The sequence below is a fragment of the Kushneria halocnemicola genome (genome assembly GCF_965650455.1).
In the GTDB taxonomy this organism is placed as follows: Bacteria; Pseudomonadota; Gammaproteobacteria; order Pseudomonadales; family Halomonadaceae; genus Kushneria.
Map to the genome: position 1 here is coordinate 2,287,357 of NZ_OZ287968.1, position 19,230 is coordinate 2,306,586.

17 protein-coding genes are annotated in these 19,230 nt (G+C 62.3%); 4 read left to right on the top strand and 13 right to left on the bottom strand.

Annotated features, from left to right (window positions below):
• Positions 1-7: 7 nt before the first annotated feature.
• The 6 genes from ACS92L_RS10400 to ACS92L_RS10425 form a co-directional block, all read right to left on the bottom strand.
• A complete protein-coding gene (locus tag ACS92L_RS10400; protein ID WP_438764697.1) occupies positions 8-2,224 on the bottom strand; it encodes a xanthine dehydrogenase family protein molybdopterin-binding subunit in 2,217 nt (738 codons plus the stop codon).
• Between the two features lie 25 nt (positions 2,225-2,249).
• A complete protein-coding gene (locus tag ACS92L_RS10405) occupies positions 2,250-3,233 on the bottom strand; it encodes an FAD binding domain-containing protein (RefSeq protein WP_438764699.1) in 984 nt (327 codons plus the stop codon).
• On the bottom strand, positions 3,233-3,910 hold the full coding sequence (locus tag ACS92L_RS10410; RefSeq protein WP_438764701.1) for a (2Fe-2S)-binding protein: 678 nt from the start codon (positions 3,908-3,910) through the stop codon (positions 3,233-3,235). Before ACS92L_RS10410 ends, ACS92L_RS10405 begins: the two co-directional genes overlap by 1 nt.
• A 322-nt stretch (positions 3,911-4,232) precedes the next feature.
• Positions 4,233-6,464, bottom strand: coding sequence for a xanthine dehydrogenase family protein molybdopterin-binding subunit (locus ACS92L_RS10415; protein WP_438764702.1), 2,232 nt, complete (start codon positions 6,462-6,464; stop codon positions 4,233-4,235).
• 15 nt (positions 6,465-6,479) lie between these two features.
• Positions 6,480-7,469, bottom strand: a complete 990-nt coding sequence (locus ACS92L_RS10420) for an FAD binding domain-containing protein (protein WP_438764704.1) — start codon at positions 7,467-7,469, stop codon at positions 6,480-6,482.
• Positions 7,456-8,064: a (2Fe-2S)-binding protein gene (locus tag ACS92L_RS10425; RefSeq protein WP_438764705.1), complete on the bottom strand. Its 609-nt coding sequence runs from the start codon at positions 8,062-8,064 to the stop codon at positions 7,456-7,458. The genes ACS92L_RS10420 and ACS92L_RS10425 overlap by 14 nt, the downstream gene beginning before the upstream one ends.
• 435 nt (positions 8,065-8,499) lie before the next feature.
• Between ACS92L_RS10425 and ACS92L_RS10430 the strand changes: the two genes are divergently transcribed.
• The 4 genes from ACS92L_RS10430 (at position 8,500) to ACS92L_RS10445 (ending at position 11,526) form a co-directional block, all read left to right on the top strand.
• The gene (locus ACS92L_RS10430) at positions 8,500-9,147 is read left to right on the top strand and encodes a TetR family transcriptional regulator (protein ID WP_438764707.1); all 648 of its coding nucleotides are present in this window, start codon (positions 8,500-8,502) and stop codon (positions 9,145-9,147) included.
• Positions 9,148-9,493: 346 nt separating this feature from the next.
• Positions 9,494-9,952, top strand: a complete 459-nt coding sequence (locus tag ACS92L_RS10435; protein WP_438764709.1) for a hypothetical protein — start codon at positions 9,494-9,496, stop codon at positions 9,950-9,952.
• Positions 9,953-10,024: 72 nt separating this feature from the next.
• Complete coding sequence (locus ACS92L_RS10440) at positions 10,025-10,498, top strand: phage holin family protein (protein WP_438764711.1); 474 nt, start codon at positions 10,025-10,027, stop codon at positions 10,496-10,498.
• Entirely contained in the window at positions 10,495-11,526 is a 1,032-nt protein-coding gene (locus tag ACS92L_RS10445) for a DUF3618 domain-containing protein (protein ID WP_438764713.1), read from the top strand. The genes ACS92L_RS10440 and ACS92L_RS10445 overlap by 4 nt, the downstream gene beginning before the upstream one ends.
• 67 nt (positions 11,527-11,593) lie before the next feature.
• On the opposite strand, the gene ACS92L_RS10450 is transcribed toward ACS92L_RS10445, so the two are convergent.
• From ACS92L_RS10450 to ACS92L_RS10480, 7 genes are all read right to left on the bottom strand, one after another.
• The gene (locus ACS92L_RS10450; RefSeq protein WP_438764715.1) at positions 11,594-12,976 is read right to left on the bottom strand and encodes a GntP family permease; all 1,383 of its coding nucleotides are present in this window, start codon (positions 12,974-12,976) and stop codon (positions 11,594-11,596) included.
• A 228-nt stretch (positions 12,977-13,204) separates the two neighbouring features.
• Positions 13,205-14,191, bottom strand: a complete 987-nt coding sequence (locus ACS92L_RS10455) for an aldo/keto reductase (protein WP_438764717.1) — start codon at positions 14,189-14,191, stop codon at positions 13,205-13,207.
• A gap of 188 nt (positions 14,192-14,379) precedes the next feature.
• Positions 14,380-15,348: a C-terminal binding protein gene (locus tag ACS92L_RS10460; protein ID WP_438764719.1), complete on the bottom strand. Its 969-nt coding sequence runs from the start codon at positions 15,346-15,348 to the stop codon at positions 14,380-14,382.
• Between the two features lie 37 nt (positions 15,349-15,385).
• Positions 15,386-16,402: an L-idonate 5-dehydrogenase gene (locus ACS92L_RS10465; protein WP_438764721.1), complete on the bottom strand. Its 1,017-nt coding sequence runs from the start codon at positions 16,400-16,402 to the stop codon at positions 15,386-15,388.
• Between the two features lie 75 nt (positions 16,403-16,477).
• Positions 16,478-17,248, bottom strand: a complete 771-nt coding sequence (locus ACS92L_RS10470; RefSeq protein WP_438764722.1) for a glucose 1-dehydrogenase — start codon at positions 17,246-17,248, stop codon at positions 16,478-16,480.
• Between the two features lie 11 nt (positions 17,249-17,259).
• The gene (locus ACS92L_RS10475) at positions 17,260-18,639 is read right to left on the bottom strand and encodes a GntP family permease (RefSeq protein ID WP_438764724.1); all 1,380 of its coding nucleotides are present in this window, start codon (positions 18,637-18,639) and stop codon (positions 17,260-17,262) included.
• Between the two features lie 140 nt (positions 18,640-18,779).
• Positions 18,780-19,196 carry a hypothetical protein gene (locus tag ACS92L_RS10480; protein ID WP_115853836.1) on the bottom strand — a complete coding sequence of 139 codons (417 nt, stop codon included), beginning with the start codon at positions 19,194-19,196 and terminating at the stop codon, positions 18,780-18,782.
• Positions 19,197-19,230: the final 34 nt, after the last annotated feature.

Sequence of the window (19,230 nt, forward strand, 5' to 3'; positions counted from 1 at the left end):
GGACACCTCAGGCCGATTGCACGGCCGGAATGTTGTCCATCAGCTTCTCCTTGAAGATCGGCAGGTCCCGGACGCGCTTGCCGGTGGCGTGATACACCGCGTTGGCCACCGCCGCGGCCATGCCGGTAATCCCGATTTCGCCGATCCCGCGGGCACCGAATTCGTTGAATTCGAGATCAGGATAGTCGAGCAGAATCACATCGACCTCCGGCGGCTGATCGGCATGCACCGGCACCACGTACTCGGCATAGTCGTTGTTCACCGGCCGGGCGTTACGCGCGTCATATTCGGTGGCCTCGAAATGCGCCATGCCAAGGCCCATGACGATCGCCCCCTCGACCTGGTTGCGCGCCGTCATCGAGTTGATCACGCGTCCGACATCGATGGCGCTGACCACGCGGGCAACGCGCAGACTCGAGATACCCGGGTCCCAGCGCACCTCGACAAAGTGTGCGCCAAACGAGCGATAGGAGTAGCGATCATCGGCGCCCTGGGTGTGGGCGTGGCCGTCGGCGCTGGCCAGCTTCTGGCCCTTGAGCACGTCGACGTAGTTCACGCGTTGCCCGTTGTGCGTGAGCTGACCGTCCTCGAATTCGAGGCTGTCGCTGTCGGCATCGGCAAAATCGCCCTTGTCGCTGGTGGCGTAGCCCTTGAGCTCCTCGATCGCCTCGCGCGTGGCGGCGGCCACCGCCGGCAGCGTGGTGGCCGTGACCCAGGAGCCCCCGGAGACCGGGCCTTCCGGATAGCTGGTATCCCCCAGTCGCACGGTAATTTTCTCCAACGGCAGGCCGGTGAGATCGCTGACTGCCTGGGCAATAATGGTGTAGGTGCCGGTGCCGATGTCCTGGGTGGCACAGGTGACATAGGCCGTGCCGTCAGCGCGCAGCGACACTCGCGCCTCGCACTCGCGCTTGATCGCCTCCCAGTTGCACGCCGCCATGCCGTAGCCGACGATCTCGTGACCGTCTCGCATCGAGCCGACTTCCGGGTTGCGATCATGCCAGCCGAATTTCTCGGCGGCCTTTTCCGTGGCCTCGCGAATGTGGTTGCTGGAAAAGTCCAGATCCTGGCTTTCGTCCCGGTCGGCGTAGTTGTTCATGCGAAACTCGAGCGGATCGACCCCGGCGGCATGCGCCATCTCATCGATCGCCGACTCCAGAGCAAACAGCCCCGGTGCCGCGCCCGGGGCGCGCATCGAGGTGGGCGTGCCGCGATTGACCTGCGTGGTCTCGTGGCTGACCGTCAGGTTCGGGCACGAATAGAGGCTTTTGGTCACGCTGCCGCAGGTTTCGACGTACTGGTCGGTAAACGAGGTCGTGTTGATCGATTCGTGACGCAGCGACACCAGCCGGCCGTTGTTGTCGGTCGCCAGGCGCAGACGCTGGCGCGTCTCCGGGCGATGGCCGGTGGTGGTAAACATCTGCTGGCGCGGCACCACCAGCTGCACCGGGCGGCCGGTTTCGCGCGCTGCGGCAGACGCTGCCACCGCGTGCGGCCACATCCAGAGCTTGGCGCCAAAGCCCGAGCCGATAAACGGCGATTCGACCCGGACGTACCCCTGGGGGATGCCGAAGATTTTCGCCAGCGCGTTGCGCTGCTGTACCACCCCCTGGGAGGACTCATAAATGGTCAGGCGATCGCCCTCCCAGCTCGCCACGGAGGCGTGCATCTCCATCGGGTTGTGGGTTTCGACCGGTGTGGTGTAGGTCACATCGATGCTGTGGGCGGCGCCGTCGAAGTTTGCCGGTGCGTCACCCCGCTCGTGATTGCCGCTGCCGGATGTCGTGCCGTGGGCCTTCACACCCTGATCCAGATTGGCGATGGCGTCATCGCGTTGGTAGCTCACACCTACCTTGCGCGCCGCGGCGCGGGCGTTTTCAAAGGTGTCGGCCACCACCAGCGCCACGAACTGGCCCTCGTAGTGGACCTGATTGTCCTCGAACGGCAGGCGGGTCTCCTCGACCTTGTTGCCCTGGGCCATGGAGGCCGGCGAGCGATGCAGATCGGGGAAATGATCGTGATGAAAGATATCGATCACCCCGGGGGACTGTCGCGCTGCGTCCAGGTCCAGCCCCGTGACACTGCCGCGGGCGATGGTGCTGAATACCCCGTAGCCATAGGCCATGTTGTCGGGATGATGATCGGCGGCGTAGAGCGCGGTGCCGGTCACCTTGCGCTGGCCGTCGATACGCTTCGGACCGGCGCCAATAATGCTGTCACTCATGACGTGCTCCTGTCTGGTCGCGCCTTCAGGCGGTCAGGGTGGTGAGATTGCGCACGATGGCCTGTCGGCCCAGCGGAATCTTGAAGGCGTTGTGGGCGTAAGGCGTGGCGCCCTGCATGGCGATTTCGGCGGAGCGCTCAAAGCTTGCCTCGCCGAGGGTCTGCCCCTTGAGTGCGGCTTCGGCCTCGAAAGCGCGCCAGGGTTTGGTCCCCACGCCCCCCAGGGCTACGCGGGCTTCCACGATGGTGTCGCCGTCCAGGCGAACGATCACGGCGCTCGAGGCGAGTGCAAACTGATAGGAGGCGCGATCACGCAGCTTGAGATAGCTCGAGCGGCCGTTTTCAAGCGGTGCGTTCAGCGTCACGTGGGTGATCAGCTCGCCGGGTTTGAGATCATGTTCGCGCTCGGGGGTGTCGCCGGGCAGCAGGTGGAAGTCGAGAAAGTCGATATCGCGCTGGCCCTCGGGGCCTTCGACGGTGACCGTGGCACCGATCGCGGCCATCGCCACGCACATGTCCGACGGATGAGTGGCGATGCAGTGCTCGCTGGTGCCCAGCACGGCGTGCACCGAGCGATTGTGGCCTTCGATAGCCGCACAGCCCGAGCCCGGCTCGCGCTTGTTGCAGTTCGACACGCCATCGCGGAAATACGGGCAGCGCACGCGCTGCATGACGTTGCCGGCGGTGGTGGCCTTGTTGCGCAGCTGCGTGGTGGCCCCGGACAGCAGCGCCTCGCTGAGCACGGCGTAGTCCCGCGTAATTCGCTCATCGCGGGCCAGCGCGGTGTTGGTCACCAGCGCGCCGATGCGCACTCGCCCGTCGTCAAGCGTCTCGATCCTTTTAAGATCAAGCCGGTTGATGTCGACCACCTGCTCCGGGCGCATGATGTCGATCTTGACCAGATCCAGCAGCGTGGTGCCGCCGGCCAGATAGGCCGCCTGCTCGTTCGCGCCGTGGGCCGACACCGCCTGGCGGGGGCTGTCGGCGCGTGCATAGTCGAATTCGCGCATCAGCTCGCTCCCTCCATTCTGCCGCGGGCATCCTGCACGGCAGCCAGAATGTTTTTATAGGCGCCGCAGCGACAGATATTGCCGCTCATCGCCTCACGGATTGATGCATCATCACTGCCGATGTTGTCATCGTTGAGAATGGCGACGGCACTCATGATCTGCCCCGAGGTGCAGTAGCCACACTGGTAGGCATCATGTTCCCAGAAGGCGGCCTGCACCGGATGCAGCTCATCACCGCTTGCAAGCCCTTCGATGGTGGTGATCTCGTCACCATCGTGAGAGACGGCCAGCGACAGGCAGGAATTGACCGCCGTGTCGTTGACCAGCAGCGTACAGGCGCCGCACTGGCCCTGGTCGCAGCCCTTTTTGGTGCCGGTCAGCTCCAGACGGTCGCGCAATACATCAAGCAGTACCGCATTGGGCTTGACGTTCAGGGTGTGCTCGACCCCGTTGACGGTCAGCCGGACCTGCTGCTCGCCCTCGGCGGGGGCGCCGTCATCGCGTGGCTCGACGGGCTCGCTCTGCGCCTGGCTGGCCTGGGCAATCTGCGCCCAGGCCGGCGCCGTGGCGGCCGCCAGGCTGGAAGCGCCCATGGTCTTGAGAAAACGTCGTCTGGAAGGTGAACGGGCATCAAAGGTTTCAACGCCCGATCCATCACCCTTGCGGTGATCACTCATGTGTCACTCCTCATTGCATCAGGGCACGCAGGTGCTTTCACGCCCTGTGTCATCACGGTCGGTGTGGGTATCGACGGTGCCAGCCGCCGATGATGGCGCCTTGAGGCGCTCTGAAATCGTGGGGAATAGTAGTCACTGCCGGGCAACTCGTTTGCCGGCAAACGATTCAAGCCTGGACCGGGGTCGGGGGAATTGCCAGTCCATCACGGCCGTTTTCAGCGCTTTTAAAGGAATGTGTCAAACGCCTTCAAACAGCACCAACCAAAAGGGCCGGCCTTCATATGAAGACCGGCCCTGGCGCATCAAAAAAACGGGTCCGAAATCAGGCGGACAGCAGCTTTTCGATCGAGATCGGCATATCGCGCATGCGCTTGCCGGTGGCGTTATAGACCGCATTGGAAATGGCAGCCGCCACACCCGTCAGGCCGATCTCACCCACACCACGTGCGCCGAACGCGTTGTGGTGATAGTCGGGATAGTCGAGCAGCTCGACATCAACATCCGGCATATCGGCATTTACCGGCACGATGTAGTCCGCCAGATTGTTGTTGTAGGGATAGCCGTTGTGATCGAACTCGGACTGTTCGAACATGCCCATGCCCATGCCCATGACAATGCCGCCCTCGACCTGGTTGCGCGCCGTCATCGGGTTGATGGCGCGACCGATATCGATGGTCGAGACCACGCGCGCGACGCGCAGGCGCGAGATGCCCGGATCCCAGCGGATTTCAACGAACACGGCACCGAAGGAGCGGAAGCTGTACTGGTTCTGCTCGTCACCTGGCTGGGCAGAAGCCTCGGCGTCGACCAGCCCCAGCTGGTTGTCCTTGAGCAGCTGGGTGACTTCGACGCTGCGATCGCCCTGTACCAGCCTGCCACCCTGAAACTCGATGTTCTCGGGATCGACGTTTTCGAATACACCGCCTTCAGCCGTCGCCAGCGACTTGAGCTGCGACAGCGCCTCGTCAAAGGCCGCCGAGACCGCGGGCAGCACGGTAGACGTGGCAAAGGAGCCACCCGAGAGCGGACCGGAGGGCAGCGAGGAATCGCCCAGCCGCACATCGATCATCTCGATGGGCACACCGGTCAGCTCGCTGGCCGTTTGCGCAACGATGGTGTAGGTACCGGTGCCGATATCCTGTGTACCGCAGGCCACCAGCAGTGAGCCATCAGAGCGGAAACCAAAGCGCGCACTGCAGTGCTGGCGCATCGCCTCCCAGCTCTGGGTCGCCATACCGTAGCCGATGATCTCGTCACCATCCGTCATCGCACCGGGCGTGGCGTTGCGCTTGTCCCAGCCAAAGCGTTTGGCCGCGTTGTCCCAGCACTCCTGAAGGTGATTACTCGACCAGGGCAGGCCGGAAGCCGGATCCTTGTCGGCAAAGTTTTTCTTTCGCAGCGCCAGCGGGTCCATCTCGAGCTTGACTGCCAGCTCGTCCAGCGCGGTTTCCAGTGCGAAATTGCCGGAAGACTCGCCGGGAGCACGCATGGGGCACGGCGGGCACTTGTTGACGTCGATCAGCCGGTTGGTGACGGCCACGTTGTCGCAGTTATACATCTTGGGCGTGGCGCCGCTGACGGTATCGTCATGCTTGCCGGCCGGCGAGCTTTCGTTGCAGCCATCGTGATGGATGGACAACAGTTTGCCGCTGTCGTCGGCCCCGATGCGAATGCGCTGCAGCGAGGTCGGGCGATAGCCGGTGGCCAGATATTCCTGCTGACGCGACAGCACCGTCTTGACCGGGCGTCCCAGCCGACGAGCCGCCACGGCCGTCATGATGGCGTGCGGCCACATGAAGAGCTTGCCGCCAAAGCCGGAGCCGATAAAGTGCGAGATGACCGTCACTTTCTCGGGCGGGATGCCAAATATTTTCGACAGCGCGTTGCGCTGAAAGACCACGCCCTGAGAGGACTCATAAATGGTCAGCATGTCGTTTTCCCACTGCGCAACGGAGGCGTGCATCTCCATGACGCTGTGGTTTTCCTGGGCAATCGAGTAGCGCTGATCGATCGAAACGGCCGCGCCTTTCAGGGCGCTGTCGGCATCGCCCAGCGAAGAGGCGTCTCCCGGCTGCTCTTCGCCGGGCAGCTCGCCCTCGCCGCGATCCAGCGCCTTGATATCGGTCAGGAAATCATCATCGTGCTCATAGTTGGCCTTGACCTTCAGTGCCGCTGCGCGAGCGTGATTGAAGGTGTCAGCGACCACCAGCGCAATATATTGCCCCTGATAGTGAATCTCGTTGTCTTCAAACGGCAGGCGCGGTTCGCTGGTCAGGTTTTCTTCGGCGAAGCTGTTGGGCGAACGGCTGAGCTTGTCGAAGTTGTCGTGATGGAAGATATCCAGCACGCCCGGCATGTTGAGTGCCTCGTCGAGTTCCAGCGACACCAGCCGGCCCTTGGTGATCGTGCTGGTGACCGGATAGCCGTAGGTCTGGTTGGGCAGATTACGGTCGGCGGTGTAGTCGGCGCCGCCGGTGAGCTTGAGCGTGCCGTCAATGCGCGGCTTTTCAGCGCTCAGATTATGTTCGCGGGTCTTTCCGGTATCGGTGGTCATGTGATCTCTCCGTGATCAGGCGCGGGCGGCGGCGGTGGCGTCTCTGAGCGCACGCACAACAGCCTGCTTGCCCAGCGTGATCTTGTAGCCGTTGTGGCTGTAGGCCACGGCATCGGCAAAGGCCGCCTCGGCCGCACGCTCGAAGCTTTCCTGCGTGGCCGGCTGCCCCTTGAGGGCGGCTTCGGCGGCCGTGGCGCGCCAGGGTTTGGTCGCCACCCCGCCGAGTGCAACGCGTACCTCGCTGACGGTGTCGCCATCCAGATTGACAATCGCTGCACAGGAAGCCAGCGCAAACTCGTAGGAGGCGCGATCGCGCAGCTTGAGGTAGTGCTGACCGCCACCGCGCGGGGCATCCAGAATCACGTGGGTAATCAGCTCGCCCGGTTTCAGGTCATGCTCGCGCTCGGGGGTGTCCCCCGGCAGCAGGTGATAGTCTTCAAAGGCCACTTCACGCTGGCCGTCGGGGCCTTCCAGCACCAGTGTGGCGCCGGCGGCGACCATGCCGACACACATGTCGGAAGGATGCGTGGCGATACACTGCTCGCTGGTGCCCAGCACGGCGTGGTTGCGGTTGATGCCGTCAATGGCCGAACAGCCCGTGCCCGGCTCACGCTTGTTGCACGGCATGGCCGGATCGCGGAAATAGGGGCAGCGGGTGCGCTGCATGACGTTGCCGCCGGTGGAGGCCATGTTGCGAAGGCCGGTCGAGGCCCCCGACAGCAGCGCCTCGCTGAGTACCGGATAGTCGCGCAGCACGATCTCGTGTTTGGCAAGCTCGGTATTGGAGACCAGCGCGCCTACCTTGAGGCGACCGTCATCGAGCGTCTCGATACGCTTGAGCGGCAGCCGGGTGACATCCACCACCTTTTCGGGCTGCATGACGTCAAGCTTGACCAGATCCAGCAGCGTGGTGCCGCCGGCGATGAAGGCCTGACCCTCATGGACGCTGCGATGGCTGACGGCCTGATCGATGGCCTCGACGCTTTCAAGTTCAAACTGACGCATCTTGCTCCCCTCCCCGCATCTTGCCGCGGGCACTTTGTACCGCATCGAGAATGTTTTTGTAGGCACCGCAGCGGCAGATGTTGCCGCTGAGCGCTTCGCGCAGCGAGGTCTCGTCACCATCGATGCTGTCATCGCTGATGACGGCCGCCGCGGTCATCATCTGACCGGCCGTGCAGTAGCCGCACTGGTAGGCATCGTGGGCCAGAAAGGCTTCCTGCACCGGATGATGGCCCTGCTCGAAGCCGGCACTTTCGGCCAGTCCTTCGATGGTGACGATTTCGGCGCCTTCCTGCATGCAGGCCAGCATCAGGCAGCTGTTGACGCTGCGCCCGTTGACGTGAACGGTGCACGCGCCGCACTGGCCGTGATCACAGCCCTTCTTGGTGCCGAAAAGGCCCAGTTCCTCACGCAGCACATCCAGCAGCACGGCATTGGGTGCCACCTGCAGATCGTGCTGCTGCCCGTTGACGGTCAGGGTGATGCGGCGGGTATCGGATGTCTTGCCGGAAGCGGCACTGGGGCGTTCGGCGATTTCAGCCTGGGCGCCGGGCGTACAGAACCCCACGCCCGTCGAATAACGGATAACAGGTGCCATGAGTCAGGTCCTCATCTGTAGTCTTGTACGGTCTCGTATCGGTCGCGATCGCTTCAGTGCCCGGCATGGCGGACGCTGAGTCACGTTTTATTGGTATCGGATCGATGCTTCATGTTCGTGACCAACATCCGTGGATGGCGGTCGTGGCGCCATGATGCGTTGCCATGGGCCTTATAACTTGCTGTCAGGAGATTATAAGGTAGGTAACGAATTTGCCCTCATCAACCCGGCATTGCGGGAAGCCGCAAGGGCCGCGTCTACCGCTACCATGCTCAAACGCTGAAATTCGTGCCAGAGACCAACGATCTATTCATCATCGCCGGTCTTAAATATACAATCGCGCATGTATGCATTATTGTGCGCTCGCCTGCGTGAAACGCCCTGTCCGCGCGGCAATGCTCCCTTTACGACAGGTTTAACGTCGAGACGACGTCCATGAGAAAGACCAAGGAAGAAGCGGAACTGACGCGTCAGTCGCTGATGAATGCCGCCGAGCATCTTTTTATCGAGAAAGGCCTCAGCCGCACCACGCACAACGATATCGCAACGCGTGCCGGCGTCACTCGCGGCGCGCTGAACTGGCATTTCCCGGAAGGCAAGACCAGCATTCTGGCAGCCCTTCTGGAGCGCAAGCGCCAGATGACCGAACGCCTGGCCGCTCATCTGGCGCAGTGCGAGCAGCTCGCTCACGCCCCCGTTACCATCATGCGCCTGACGCTGGTGCAGGACCTTGAGTCACTGTCACGCGACAGCCGGCTTCAACGCATTTTGATGCTGACCTCGTCACGCAACGAGTTCATCGGCGAGTTTGCCTGGGTCAACGACCAGCTGGACCTGCACATGCAGGAGTGTCGCGACATGATCAGCCAGACGCTGCAGCGCGGCGTGGATTGCGGTGAGATTGCCCTGCGCAACGACCTGACCCCGGCCATGGCAGCCTCGATGCTGCTGTCATGTATCAAGGGCGTGGTGACCGACTGGCTGTTGAAACAAACGCCTTTCGAACTGGCCAACGACAGTGAAAGGGTCGTCAGCACCCTGCTTGAAAGCATCGTGATCTGGCATCATGGCCCTGTTTCCTGACAGGGCTTTATCACACTCCGGCAATACCCTCTTTTCCTTTATTTCAGAAATTTTACATCGATTTTTCATTATAAATACTGCCCGTCTTTTTCGACGCCAGAGCGCATGACGGCGCAGTTTCTGGCGTTTGAAACCTGCCCCCACTTCGTTATTAACCTGCATCATCTTTAAGCCATTCATAACAAATATTTACGCCACTTCCTGAATTTATAATCCTTCAATTTCCTTGACGTACGGCCCTTCCAATCTACTGTTTCAGTGTGGATGTCGAACGGGACGTGAAAAGATCCGGCACGCTTCGGCACTTACTAACTCAGGTTAATTTATTGGCTTCAGGGTGCACATCATGAACGACACGGATGACCGTTTCATGCATGGCGATAACCGCCAGCAAAACAATACCAGCACCGGCAATGACGGCTCACAGGGCAGCGACAAGGCACAGCAGAACAGGGAGCAGGCGCAGCAAAAGGCTCGCGAAACGGCCGATCAGGCACGTGAAGAAGCCCTGCGTCGGGCCGACAGCCAGAAGGGATTTGTGGCCGACTATATCTCGAACTTCTCCGAAGCCGTGCGCAGCATGGCCATGCAGTTCAAGGATCAGGACCAGGTGTCGCTTGCCGATTACACCTATCGCCTGGCGGATAGAACCGACACCCTGGCCGACCATCTGCGTGATGAAAAAAGCGAATCGCTTTTGAAAGAGGTGCAGGACTTTTCCCGTCGCGAGCCGGCACTGTTTATCGGTGGCATGGTCGCGGGCGGCTTTTTGCTGTCGCGTTTTCTGAAAAGCTCCAATCGCTGATGACGCCCCTGCTGCAAACCGTCTGACAGGCATTTCATCTTTAGTGTTCGAATCAACAGGGAGCGTTTGATCATGACACAACCTTCAGGTCACAAGGACCCCAGCATCGACGAGCGCCGACACGCCGACCAAAGCGGTGACGAGCCGCGCGGCATGGTGGGGATGCTCTCCTCGCTGCTCAACGATGTCACTTCGCTGGTACGCCAGGAGATCGCACTCGGCAAGGCCGAGATGCAGCAAAACATCAAGCGCGCCGGTGCCGCCATCGGCGCCATGGTCGTGGCAGGCGCTGTCCTCAATGCCGGACTTCTGGTGCTGCTGGCCGCTGCTGTCATTGGCCTGGGTCAGGTCATCGATCTGTGGCTGTCGGCCCTGATCGTGGGTGCAATTGTCGCCATCATCGGCATGAGCATGATGAAAAAGGCCCGCGACACGCTGAGCACCCAGGCCATGACGCCGGATCGTACCGTCGACAGCCTGCAGCGTGATCAGTCCATGCTCAAGGAGCATGCCGGAAGCCACAAGGAAGAGGAGAACAAGCAATGAGCGATCACGACCAGAATCAGGACCAGCAGGACACACGCAGTCCCGAAGAGATCGAGGCGGACATCAACAAGACCCGCTCTCATCTGGATGACACGCTCAGCGATTTCCAGGAGCGCTTTTCGTCTGATCACATGATGAGCAGCGCCATGGAATACGTCAAAAGCGATTCCGCCCGGGATTACTTCTCCAACCTGGGGCGTTCGGTACGTGACAACCCGATGCCGGCTGCCCTGATCGGCGTGGGCATCGGCTGGCTGATCTACTCCAGCAACTCATCAAACTCGGGTCATGGCGATGTGCCGAGTCGCTTCAACGACAAGCGCCAGAAAAAGGCCCGTCATGCGGCCGCGCAAACGCAGCCGCAGACCCACGAATATGACGAGATCTACGACGAGCCGCTCTTTGATGAGCCGCTTTACAGCGAAGGTGACTCCATCGATCAACACCGTCAGGGACGCACCTCAAGCGGCAGCGATGACAGCCTGCGCCAGCGCGCCGGTGACGCTCTGCACGGCGCCGGTGACAAGGCGCGCAGCATGAAGGACGGGGCCGGCGAACGGGCACACAACATGAAAAGCGGTGCTGGAGACAGGATGCAGCGCATGAAACAGGGTTCCAGCGATCGCCTTCACGATGCGTCTTCCAAAGCACGTGAAACCGGTTCATGGCTGAGCGACCTGGCGCACGACAATCCGGTTGCGACCGGCGCACTCGGCCTGGCGGCCGGCGCCCTGCTGGGTTCGCTTCTGCCCACCTCGCGTGCCGAACAGCGCGCCATGGGCGACACCCGTGACCAGCTGGTCGATCGTGCCAGCGAAATGGGCTCGGAGCAGATGGAGCGTGCCAGCGAAAAAGCGCAGGAGGCCACCGAAAAGCATAGTGGCGATGACAACGATTCGGGCGATCGCACCGCGTCGTCTTCGGACAGCCGCGGTCAGTCGTCTTCGGACAGCAGCAATACCGAGCCGCGCTTTGGCAGTACCACTTCCACGGATCATGTACCGGGCAACACCCGCCCCGGCAGCTGATACGCTGATGTGACGCACAAAAAACGACGCCCTCGGGCGTCGTTTTTTTTGGTCCATAGCGGGCGTGCTAGAACAGCACGAAAACGACCCAGGCCATCGCAAAGCCCAGCACGGATTCCAGCGTCTGCTGGGTGGTCCAGACCTTGAGCGTGGTTTTGACATCCATGCCCATGAGCCGCCCGACCAGCCAGAAGCCGGAGTCGTTGACGTGGCTGGCAAACACCGAGCCGGCGGCCGTGGCCAGCGTGATGGCCACCACCTGCATGGTCGAGAAATCGCCGGCTTCCACGGCCGGCGCCATCAACCCTGCCGCGGTGACCAGCGCCACGGTGGCCGAGCCCTGGGCCACGCGCATCAGTACCGCCACCACATAGGCGGCCATGATGACCGACAGGCCCAGGTTTTCCAGCGAGCCCGACAGCGCATCGCCAATGCCCGAGGCGCGCAGTACGCCGCCGAACATGCCACCGGCACCGGTAATCAGTACCACCGAGCAGATCGGCCCCAGTGCCGAATCCAGCACCTTCTCAAGCGCCGTACCCGACTTGCCGCGGCGACCGCCCAGCACCCACAGCGCGACCAGCACCGAGATCAAAAGCGCGATCGGCGTCTCGCCCAGTGCCGAACAGAGCTTGAACCAGCCGGCATCGCTGTCGACCATGCCGGCCGCGCGCAGAAAATCCAGCCCGGTGTTCATGAAAATCAGTGCCATCGGCAGCAGCAGCATGGCAAGCACCGCCCCGATCGACGGCGGATTGGTCACCTCCTCCTCGTTGCTGTCGCCGAACATGCCGCCGGCCACCTGCTCGAGCGTAATGCGCGAGGCGGCAAACCGGCTCCACAGATAGCCCGACAGATACCACAGCGGAAAGGCGATCAGCACCCCGGTCAGCATCACCAGGCCCAGATTGGCGCCGTACAGTTCAGACGCCGCCACCGGCCCGGGGTGGGGCGGTACGAACACGTGCATGACCGAAAAGGCCGCCGCGGCCGGCAGTGCAAAGGGGATGATCGGGCCGTTGAGACGTTTGGCGATGGCAAAGATGACCGGCAGCATCACGATCAGGCCGGCATCCATGAAAATCGGAAACCCCATCAGCAGTGACGCCACGCCAAGGGCAAAGGGGGCGCGCTTTTCACCAAAGATTGCGATCATGCGATCGGCCAGCACCTTGGCGCCGCCGGAGGACTCCACCAGCTTGCCCAGCATCGCCCCCAGCCCGATCAGAAGGGCCACCGAGCCCAGCGTGCTGCCGAAATTGTTCACAAGCGTCGGCACGATCCGATCAACGGGAATACCGGCGGCAAAGGCGGTTAGCAGACTGACGAGAATCAGGGTGACAAAGGCATGCACCCTGAACTTGATCACCATGAGCAAAAGGACTGCGATCGCACCGGCCGCGATCCCCAGCAGTGGCCCTGCCGACATGGTCTGACTCCAGTTTTCCATCCTCTCTCCCTGATGGCTGCCCCGGGCGTTGCTCGGGTGTTGTTCGATATTTTAATGATCCGGGCATCAACGCATGTCTCGGCCCTTCAACCGGCAAAAAGTCTAGGGACACAAACGGCCACTGCCAAACCCTTTCGCGTATTTGATTGATTCAACATGGCTTTCACGCAAAAGCCCCGGCAGATGCCGGGGCTTTTCAACGGGTGGCGCACCAGGGCGCGCGTATTTTTATACGAACCCGACCACCTCATGCGGCACGTAGGGTGCCTCGAGCTGCTCGACTTCGGCCTCACTCAGCGTGATCTCGAGCGCCCCCAGGGCCTGATCCATGTGATGGGACTTGCTGGCCCCCACAATCGGCGCCGTAATCCCCGGCTTTTGCAAAAGCCAGGCCAGTGCCACCTGAGCCGGCGACACACCGCGTGCGCCGGCGACCTCATGAAGCGCCTCGATCACCGGGGTGTCGCGCTCAAGGCCGAGATTCCAGGCCCGCATCTGCTCATCGCTTTTGGCGCGGGTGGTCTGTCCTTCACCGTTCACGGCCTTGCTGCCGGCCAGAATGCCGCGCGCCAGCGGACTCCAGGGAATCACGCCCACGCCCTGATCGATGCACTGCGGAATCATCTCGCGCTCTTCCTCGCGATAGATGAGATTAACCATCGGCTGCATGGTGGAAAATTTTGTCCAACCGTTTTTCTCCGCCACGTGCTGGGCTTTGGCAAACTGCCAGGCGTGCATGCTGGAGGCCCCGATATAGCGCGCCTTGCCGGATTTCACGACCTCGTGCAGCGCCTCCATCGTCTCCTCGATGGGGGTGTCGTAGTCCCAGCGATGGGTCTGATAGAGATCGACGTAGTCCATGCCCAGTCGCGTGAGCGAGGCGTCGATGGCGTGATGGATGTGCTTGCGCGACAGCCCCTGCTCGTTGGGCGTTTTGTTGCCGGTGGGGTTATAGACCTTGGTGGCCAGCACCACCTCTTCACGGCGAGCAAAGTCTCTCAGCGCGCGCCCCACGACCTCTTCCGAGGCGCCGTCGGAGTACATGTCGGCGGTATCGAAAAAGTTGATGCCGGCATTGAGCGCCTGCTCGATAAAGGGTCGGCTCTGCTTATCGTCCAGCACCCAGTCGCGCCACTGCGGCGTGCCATAGGTCATGGTGCCCAGACAAAGCGGCGAGACCCTGAGGCCGGTACGGCCCAGATTGCGATAGTCCATGACGTGCCCTCCTCGATGGAATGGCGACCGACTCATCCGATCACCATGTAAATAGCCGGCTAACAGCATGGCAAGGATTGCGCATCCGGCAAGCTATCGATGCCATTGGCGGGGGATATAGGCAAGGGGCATAAAAAAGCGGAGAAGCGCCGGGCGCTTCTCCGCTGTCAGGATACAGACCCGGCACCTCAGGATTGCGCCAGCACCTCAGGGTTGAGAATGTTGCGCGGGTTTCTGCCGGCGATGACATCGATGGCGTTTTGCGCCGTGCGCGTCTTGAGCTCGGCGTAGGACTCCTCGGTGTAAAACCCGGCATGCGGGGTGAGAATGACCCGCTCGAATCGAGTCAGCGGATGATCGACGGCCAGCGGCTCCTCTTCGAGCACGTCAAGCCCGGCCCCGAAGATCTGCCCAGCCCCGAGCGCCTCGACCAGCGCATCGGTATCCACCACGCCGCCGCGCGCGATGTTGATCAAAATGGCGTCACGACGCATCGCGGCAAGCGCACCGGCATCGATCAGGTGATGCGTCTGCTCGATCAGCGGCAGGTGCAACGACACCACCTGTGATGTGGCCAGCAGCGCCTCAAGCGACACCACCGCCCAGCCATCATCCGTGGTGTCTCCGGGGGTCAGGCGCGGATCAGTGAGCACCACCTCAAAGCCCAGCCCAGCCGCCTTGCGCGCCGTGGCCATGCCGATGGCGCCGGCACCGATCACGCCAAAGCGCCGACCGCGCAGCTGAAAGATCGGCTGCGCCGGCCCCAGCGCCGGCTGCCCCTGACGCAGGCGCCGATCAAGGCCGGTCACATCGCGCAGCACGGCAAGCGAGAGCATGATCGCATGATCAGAGACCGCCTCGGTGCCATAGTCCGGCACGTTGCACACTGCCACACCGTGGCGGGTGGCCGCCTCGACATCGACTGTATCCACCCCGACGCCGTAGCGCGACACCACGCGCAGCTCAGGCAGCGCCGAAAGCACCTCATCGGTGATCCGGCCGTACTGCACGATCAGCCCCTGAGCATCAGCCGCGTTGTGGATGATGCCCTCGGGCGTGACGTCCTGACACAGCGTCAGGCGACCGCCGGCGGCCTCGACACACTCGCGCTCGATCTCGACGCTTTCGTGATCACAATCGGTAATGACAATGTGCATCTCACCCTCCTGCGCGGCCTGCATCCGTCAGTGCGTGTCAGTCCTGCGGCCAGAGGCGCACCAGCACCTTGCCGGAGACCTGGGCATCCTTCGCCGTGGCAAAGGCCTCGATGGCCTGATCGGCCGGCACTTCATGGGTAATGACCTGATCAAAGCGCTCATCGCGGGCCAGCAGCTCGATGGCCTCGTCCACTTCCTGATTGAACCGGAAGCAGCCGCGCAGCTGGATTTCCTTGGAGATCAGCATGGCCAGTTCCAGCGGCTGGGCGCCGGCGCCCATCATGCCGATCTGAGCGATGATGCCTGCCCGACGCACGGCGCGAATGGCGGTATCGATCGAGGCCGGCACGCCGGAGCATTCCAGCGCCACGTCAAAGGCTTCAGCGTCAGGGGTCTGCTCGCCGATGCGAATGGTGTGATGCACGCCGAGTCCGCGGGCGCGCTCGAGCGGGCCTTCAAACACGTCGGTGGCGGTGACTTCACGGGCACCCTTGGCAAGCGCTGCCGCCGCGGTCAAAAGCCCGATCGGCCCGGCGCCGCAGACCAGCACCCGCTTGCCTTCCACACCGCCGGCCACGTTAATGCCGTGCAGGGCCACGGCCAGCGGCTCGGTCAGCGCGGCGCGCTTGAGCGAGAGCCCTTCGGGTAAAACGCGAATCATGCCGCGCGTGACCACCAGGTATTCGCTCATGCCACCCTGGGTATGAGGCGTCGTGGACGCCGAGCCCAGATAGGCGCCCTTTGGCCACAGATGCGGCAGCTCTTCAAGGCCCGGCTGGCTTTCGCCAAAGGTCGCCGGATGGAAGGTCACCGGGGTGCCCGGGGCCAGTTCGCCGGCGGGGTCGAAATCGACGGTACCGGAGAGCTCATGCCCCGGAATCAGCGGCTCGCGCACGACAAAGGCGCCATTGGCTCCTTCGTGATAGTAGTGCAGATCGGAGCCACAGATACCGCCCCAGGCAATGCGTATCCGCACCTGGCCGTCCTGCGGCTCGGGGGTGGCCCACTCCTGCTCGCGCAGGTCCTGTTTGCCATGAATGACCAGTGCTTTCATCGTCATGCTCCGTTGCAGGCACAAAATAGGGATACACAGACAGCACAGGGGCCTTTCGGCCCCTGTCGGGAAGACTCAGACCACCGAGGTCATGCCGCCATCCACAAAGATGTTCTGCCCCGAGACAAAGCTCGAGGCATCCGAGCACAGATACAACAGCGTGCCGACCAGCTCCTGAACGTTGCCCCACCGCTGGGCCGGCGTGCGATTTTCGACCCAGCTGTTAAAGGCTTCGTCCTGCCACAGCGCCGTATTCATGTCGGTCTTGAAATAGCCCGGCGAGATGCAGTTGACCTGGATATTAAAGCGCGCCAGATCCGCCGCCATACCCTTGGTCAGCATCACCACACCGCCCTTGGAGGCCGAATAGGGCGCAATGGTCTGACGCGCCAGCATTGACTGGACCGAGCCGATATTGACGATCTTGCCGTTGCCGCGCTCGGCCATGTGGCGCGCCAGCGCGTTGGCCACATAAAACGTGCTGGACAGATTGGTGGCAATCACCGCATCCCAGTCGCTGGGCTCGAACTCGGCAAACGGCGCACGGCGCTGGAGACCGGCGTTGTTGACCAGAATCTCCGGCACGCCGTGAGTCTCGATCAGCTCGGTCAGCGCCGTTTTGACGTCGTCACTGCGGGTGACATCAAAGGTCACGCCGAACGCCTCGGCGCCGGTGGCATCAGCAATGGCACGCACGGCCTGATTGACGGTGTCTTCACTGCGCCCGTGAATGATGACGCGGGCGCCCTGCTCGGCAAGCCCCTGGGCCAGCGCATGGCCCAGACCCCGTGAGGAGCCGGTAATCAGCGCCAGTTTTCCCTTGATGTCGAACGGGTTAACCGCCATGGAAACTTCCTTTAAAAAATAATGAACATGATATAGGCAAGAACGAAGCCGACCACGGACTCGATGGTCTGCTGAACGGTCCAGGTCTTGAGCGTGGTGCGCACGTCCATGCCCAGCAAACGCCCGACCAGCCAGAAGCCCGAGTCGTTGACATGGCCGGCAAACACCGAGCCTGCCGCCGTTGCCAGCGTCACCGCAATGACCTGCATGGTGCTGTAATCGCCCATCGCCACGGCAGGTGCCATGAGACCGGCAGCCGTGACCAGCGCCACGGTGGCCGAGCCCTGGGCCAGACGCATCGCTACCGCCACCACATAGGCGGCCACGATCACCGGCAGGCCCAGATCGCCCAGTGAATCCGCCAGCGCATCACCGATACCCGAGGCGCGCAGCACGCCGCCGAACATGCCGCCGGCACCGGTGATCAGCACCACCGAGCAGATCGGGCCCAGCGAGCTTTCCAGAATCTTTTCAATCGCACTGCCGTTTTCACCGCGACGCGTGCCCAGCACGATGGTGGCCACCAGCACCGAGATCAACAGCGCAATCGGCGTGCTGCCCAGCGTTGACAGGATCTGAAACCAGGTCTGATCGGGGTCGGCCATACCGGCGGCACGCAGGAAATCAAGACCCGTATTCATGAAGATCAGTACCAGCGGCAGCAGCAGCATGGCAATGACCGTGCCAACCGTCGGCGGGTTTTTGATCTCGTCATCGTCGGCCTTGCCAAAGAAACTTTCGGCCAGCTGGAAGCTGTAGTGCTTCGCGCAGAACTTGCCCCACAGATAGCCGGAGAGATACCACATGGGCAAAACGATCACGAGACCGGCCAGCATCAAAACACCCAGATTGGCGCCGTAAAGCTCGGCGGCCGTTACCGGGCCGGGGTGTGGCGGCACGAACACGTGCATGACGGAAAACGCCGCTGCCGTGGGAATGGCGTACAAAAGGATCGGCCCGCCCAGGCGACGCGCCACGGCAAAGACGATCGGCAGCATCACGATCAAACCGGCGTCAAAAAAGATCGGAAAGCCCATTAAAAGCGAGGCCATGCCGAGTGCCAGCGGCGCGCGCTTTTCGCCGAACAGCTCGATCATGCGATCGGCCAGGACCCGGGCACCGCCGGAGTTTTCAACCAGCCGGCCCAGCATGGCGCCAAGGCCGACCAGCAGCGCCACCGCCCCCAGGGTCTTGCCGAAGTTGTTGACCAGCGTCGGCACGATCTGATTGACCGGAATGCCGGTGGCAAAGGCCGTGATCAGACTCACCAGAATCAGGGCCAGAAAGGCGTGCAGCTTGAAGCGAATGACCAGTACCAGCAGCGCCGCGATGGCTGCCGCGGCAATCCCCAGCAGGGGGCCGGCCGTCATTGTCTGTGTCCAACCATCCATTGTTATATCCCCTTGAACGAACCCCTGCCGATAACGAGCGTTACGGCCCGAGGCATCTTACAGGAGGGGACACCCCCCGGAATCAGACCTAAGTCTATAGACCAGAGGATAATGTCACAGCGGCACAGACCGATCGCCTGTCAGCGTTGCAGGGCGTCGAAAAGCTCCTCGCCCAGCGTCGGGCACCAGCGACCTACCACAGCGGCGATGCCGACCCCCAGAAGGGTCAGAAGCGGCGGCCCCCACTCAAGCGTCGCTGCCGAAGAAACGTAGAGGTATAAAAAGAAAAGCATCATGACCGCCCCGCCGATCAGGGCGCCGGAGCGACGACCGGCAATGAAGATCGAGGCCAGCACGCCCAGCGCCGGGATGGCCACCGACAAAATGCTGATTCTTGTCGCCTGTTGTCCGGTGACGGCGTACTCGTTGACCAGCCGCATTCCGACCTGCCACAGCAGCATATAGATCGCGACCGGGGCGACCATGGCGCCGCTGAGTCGTCCCATGAACCCCAGTGCGGCACCGGGGTCCTGATTGTTGCCGTGATGACCGGCCATGACTGCCTCGCTTGAAGGATAAAGGGGAAAGGCC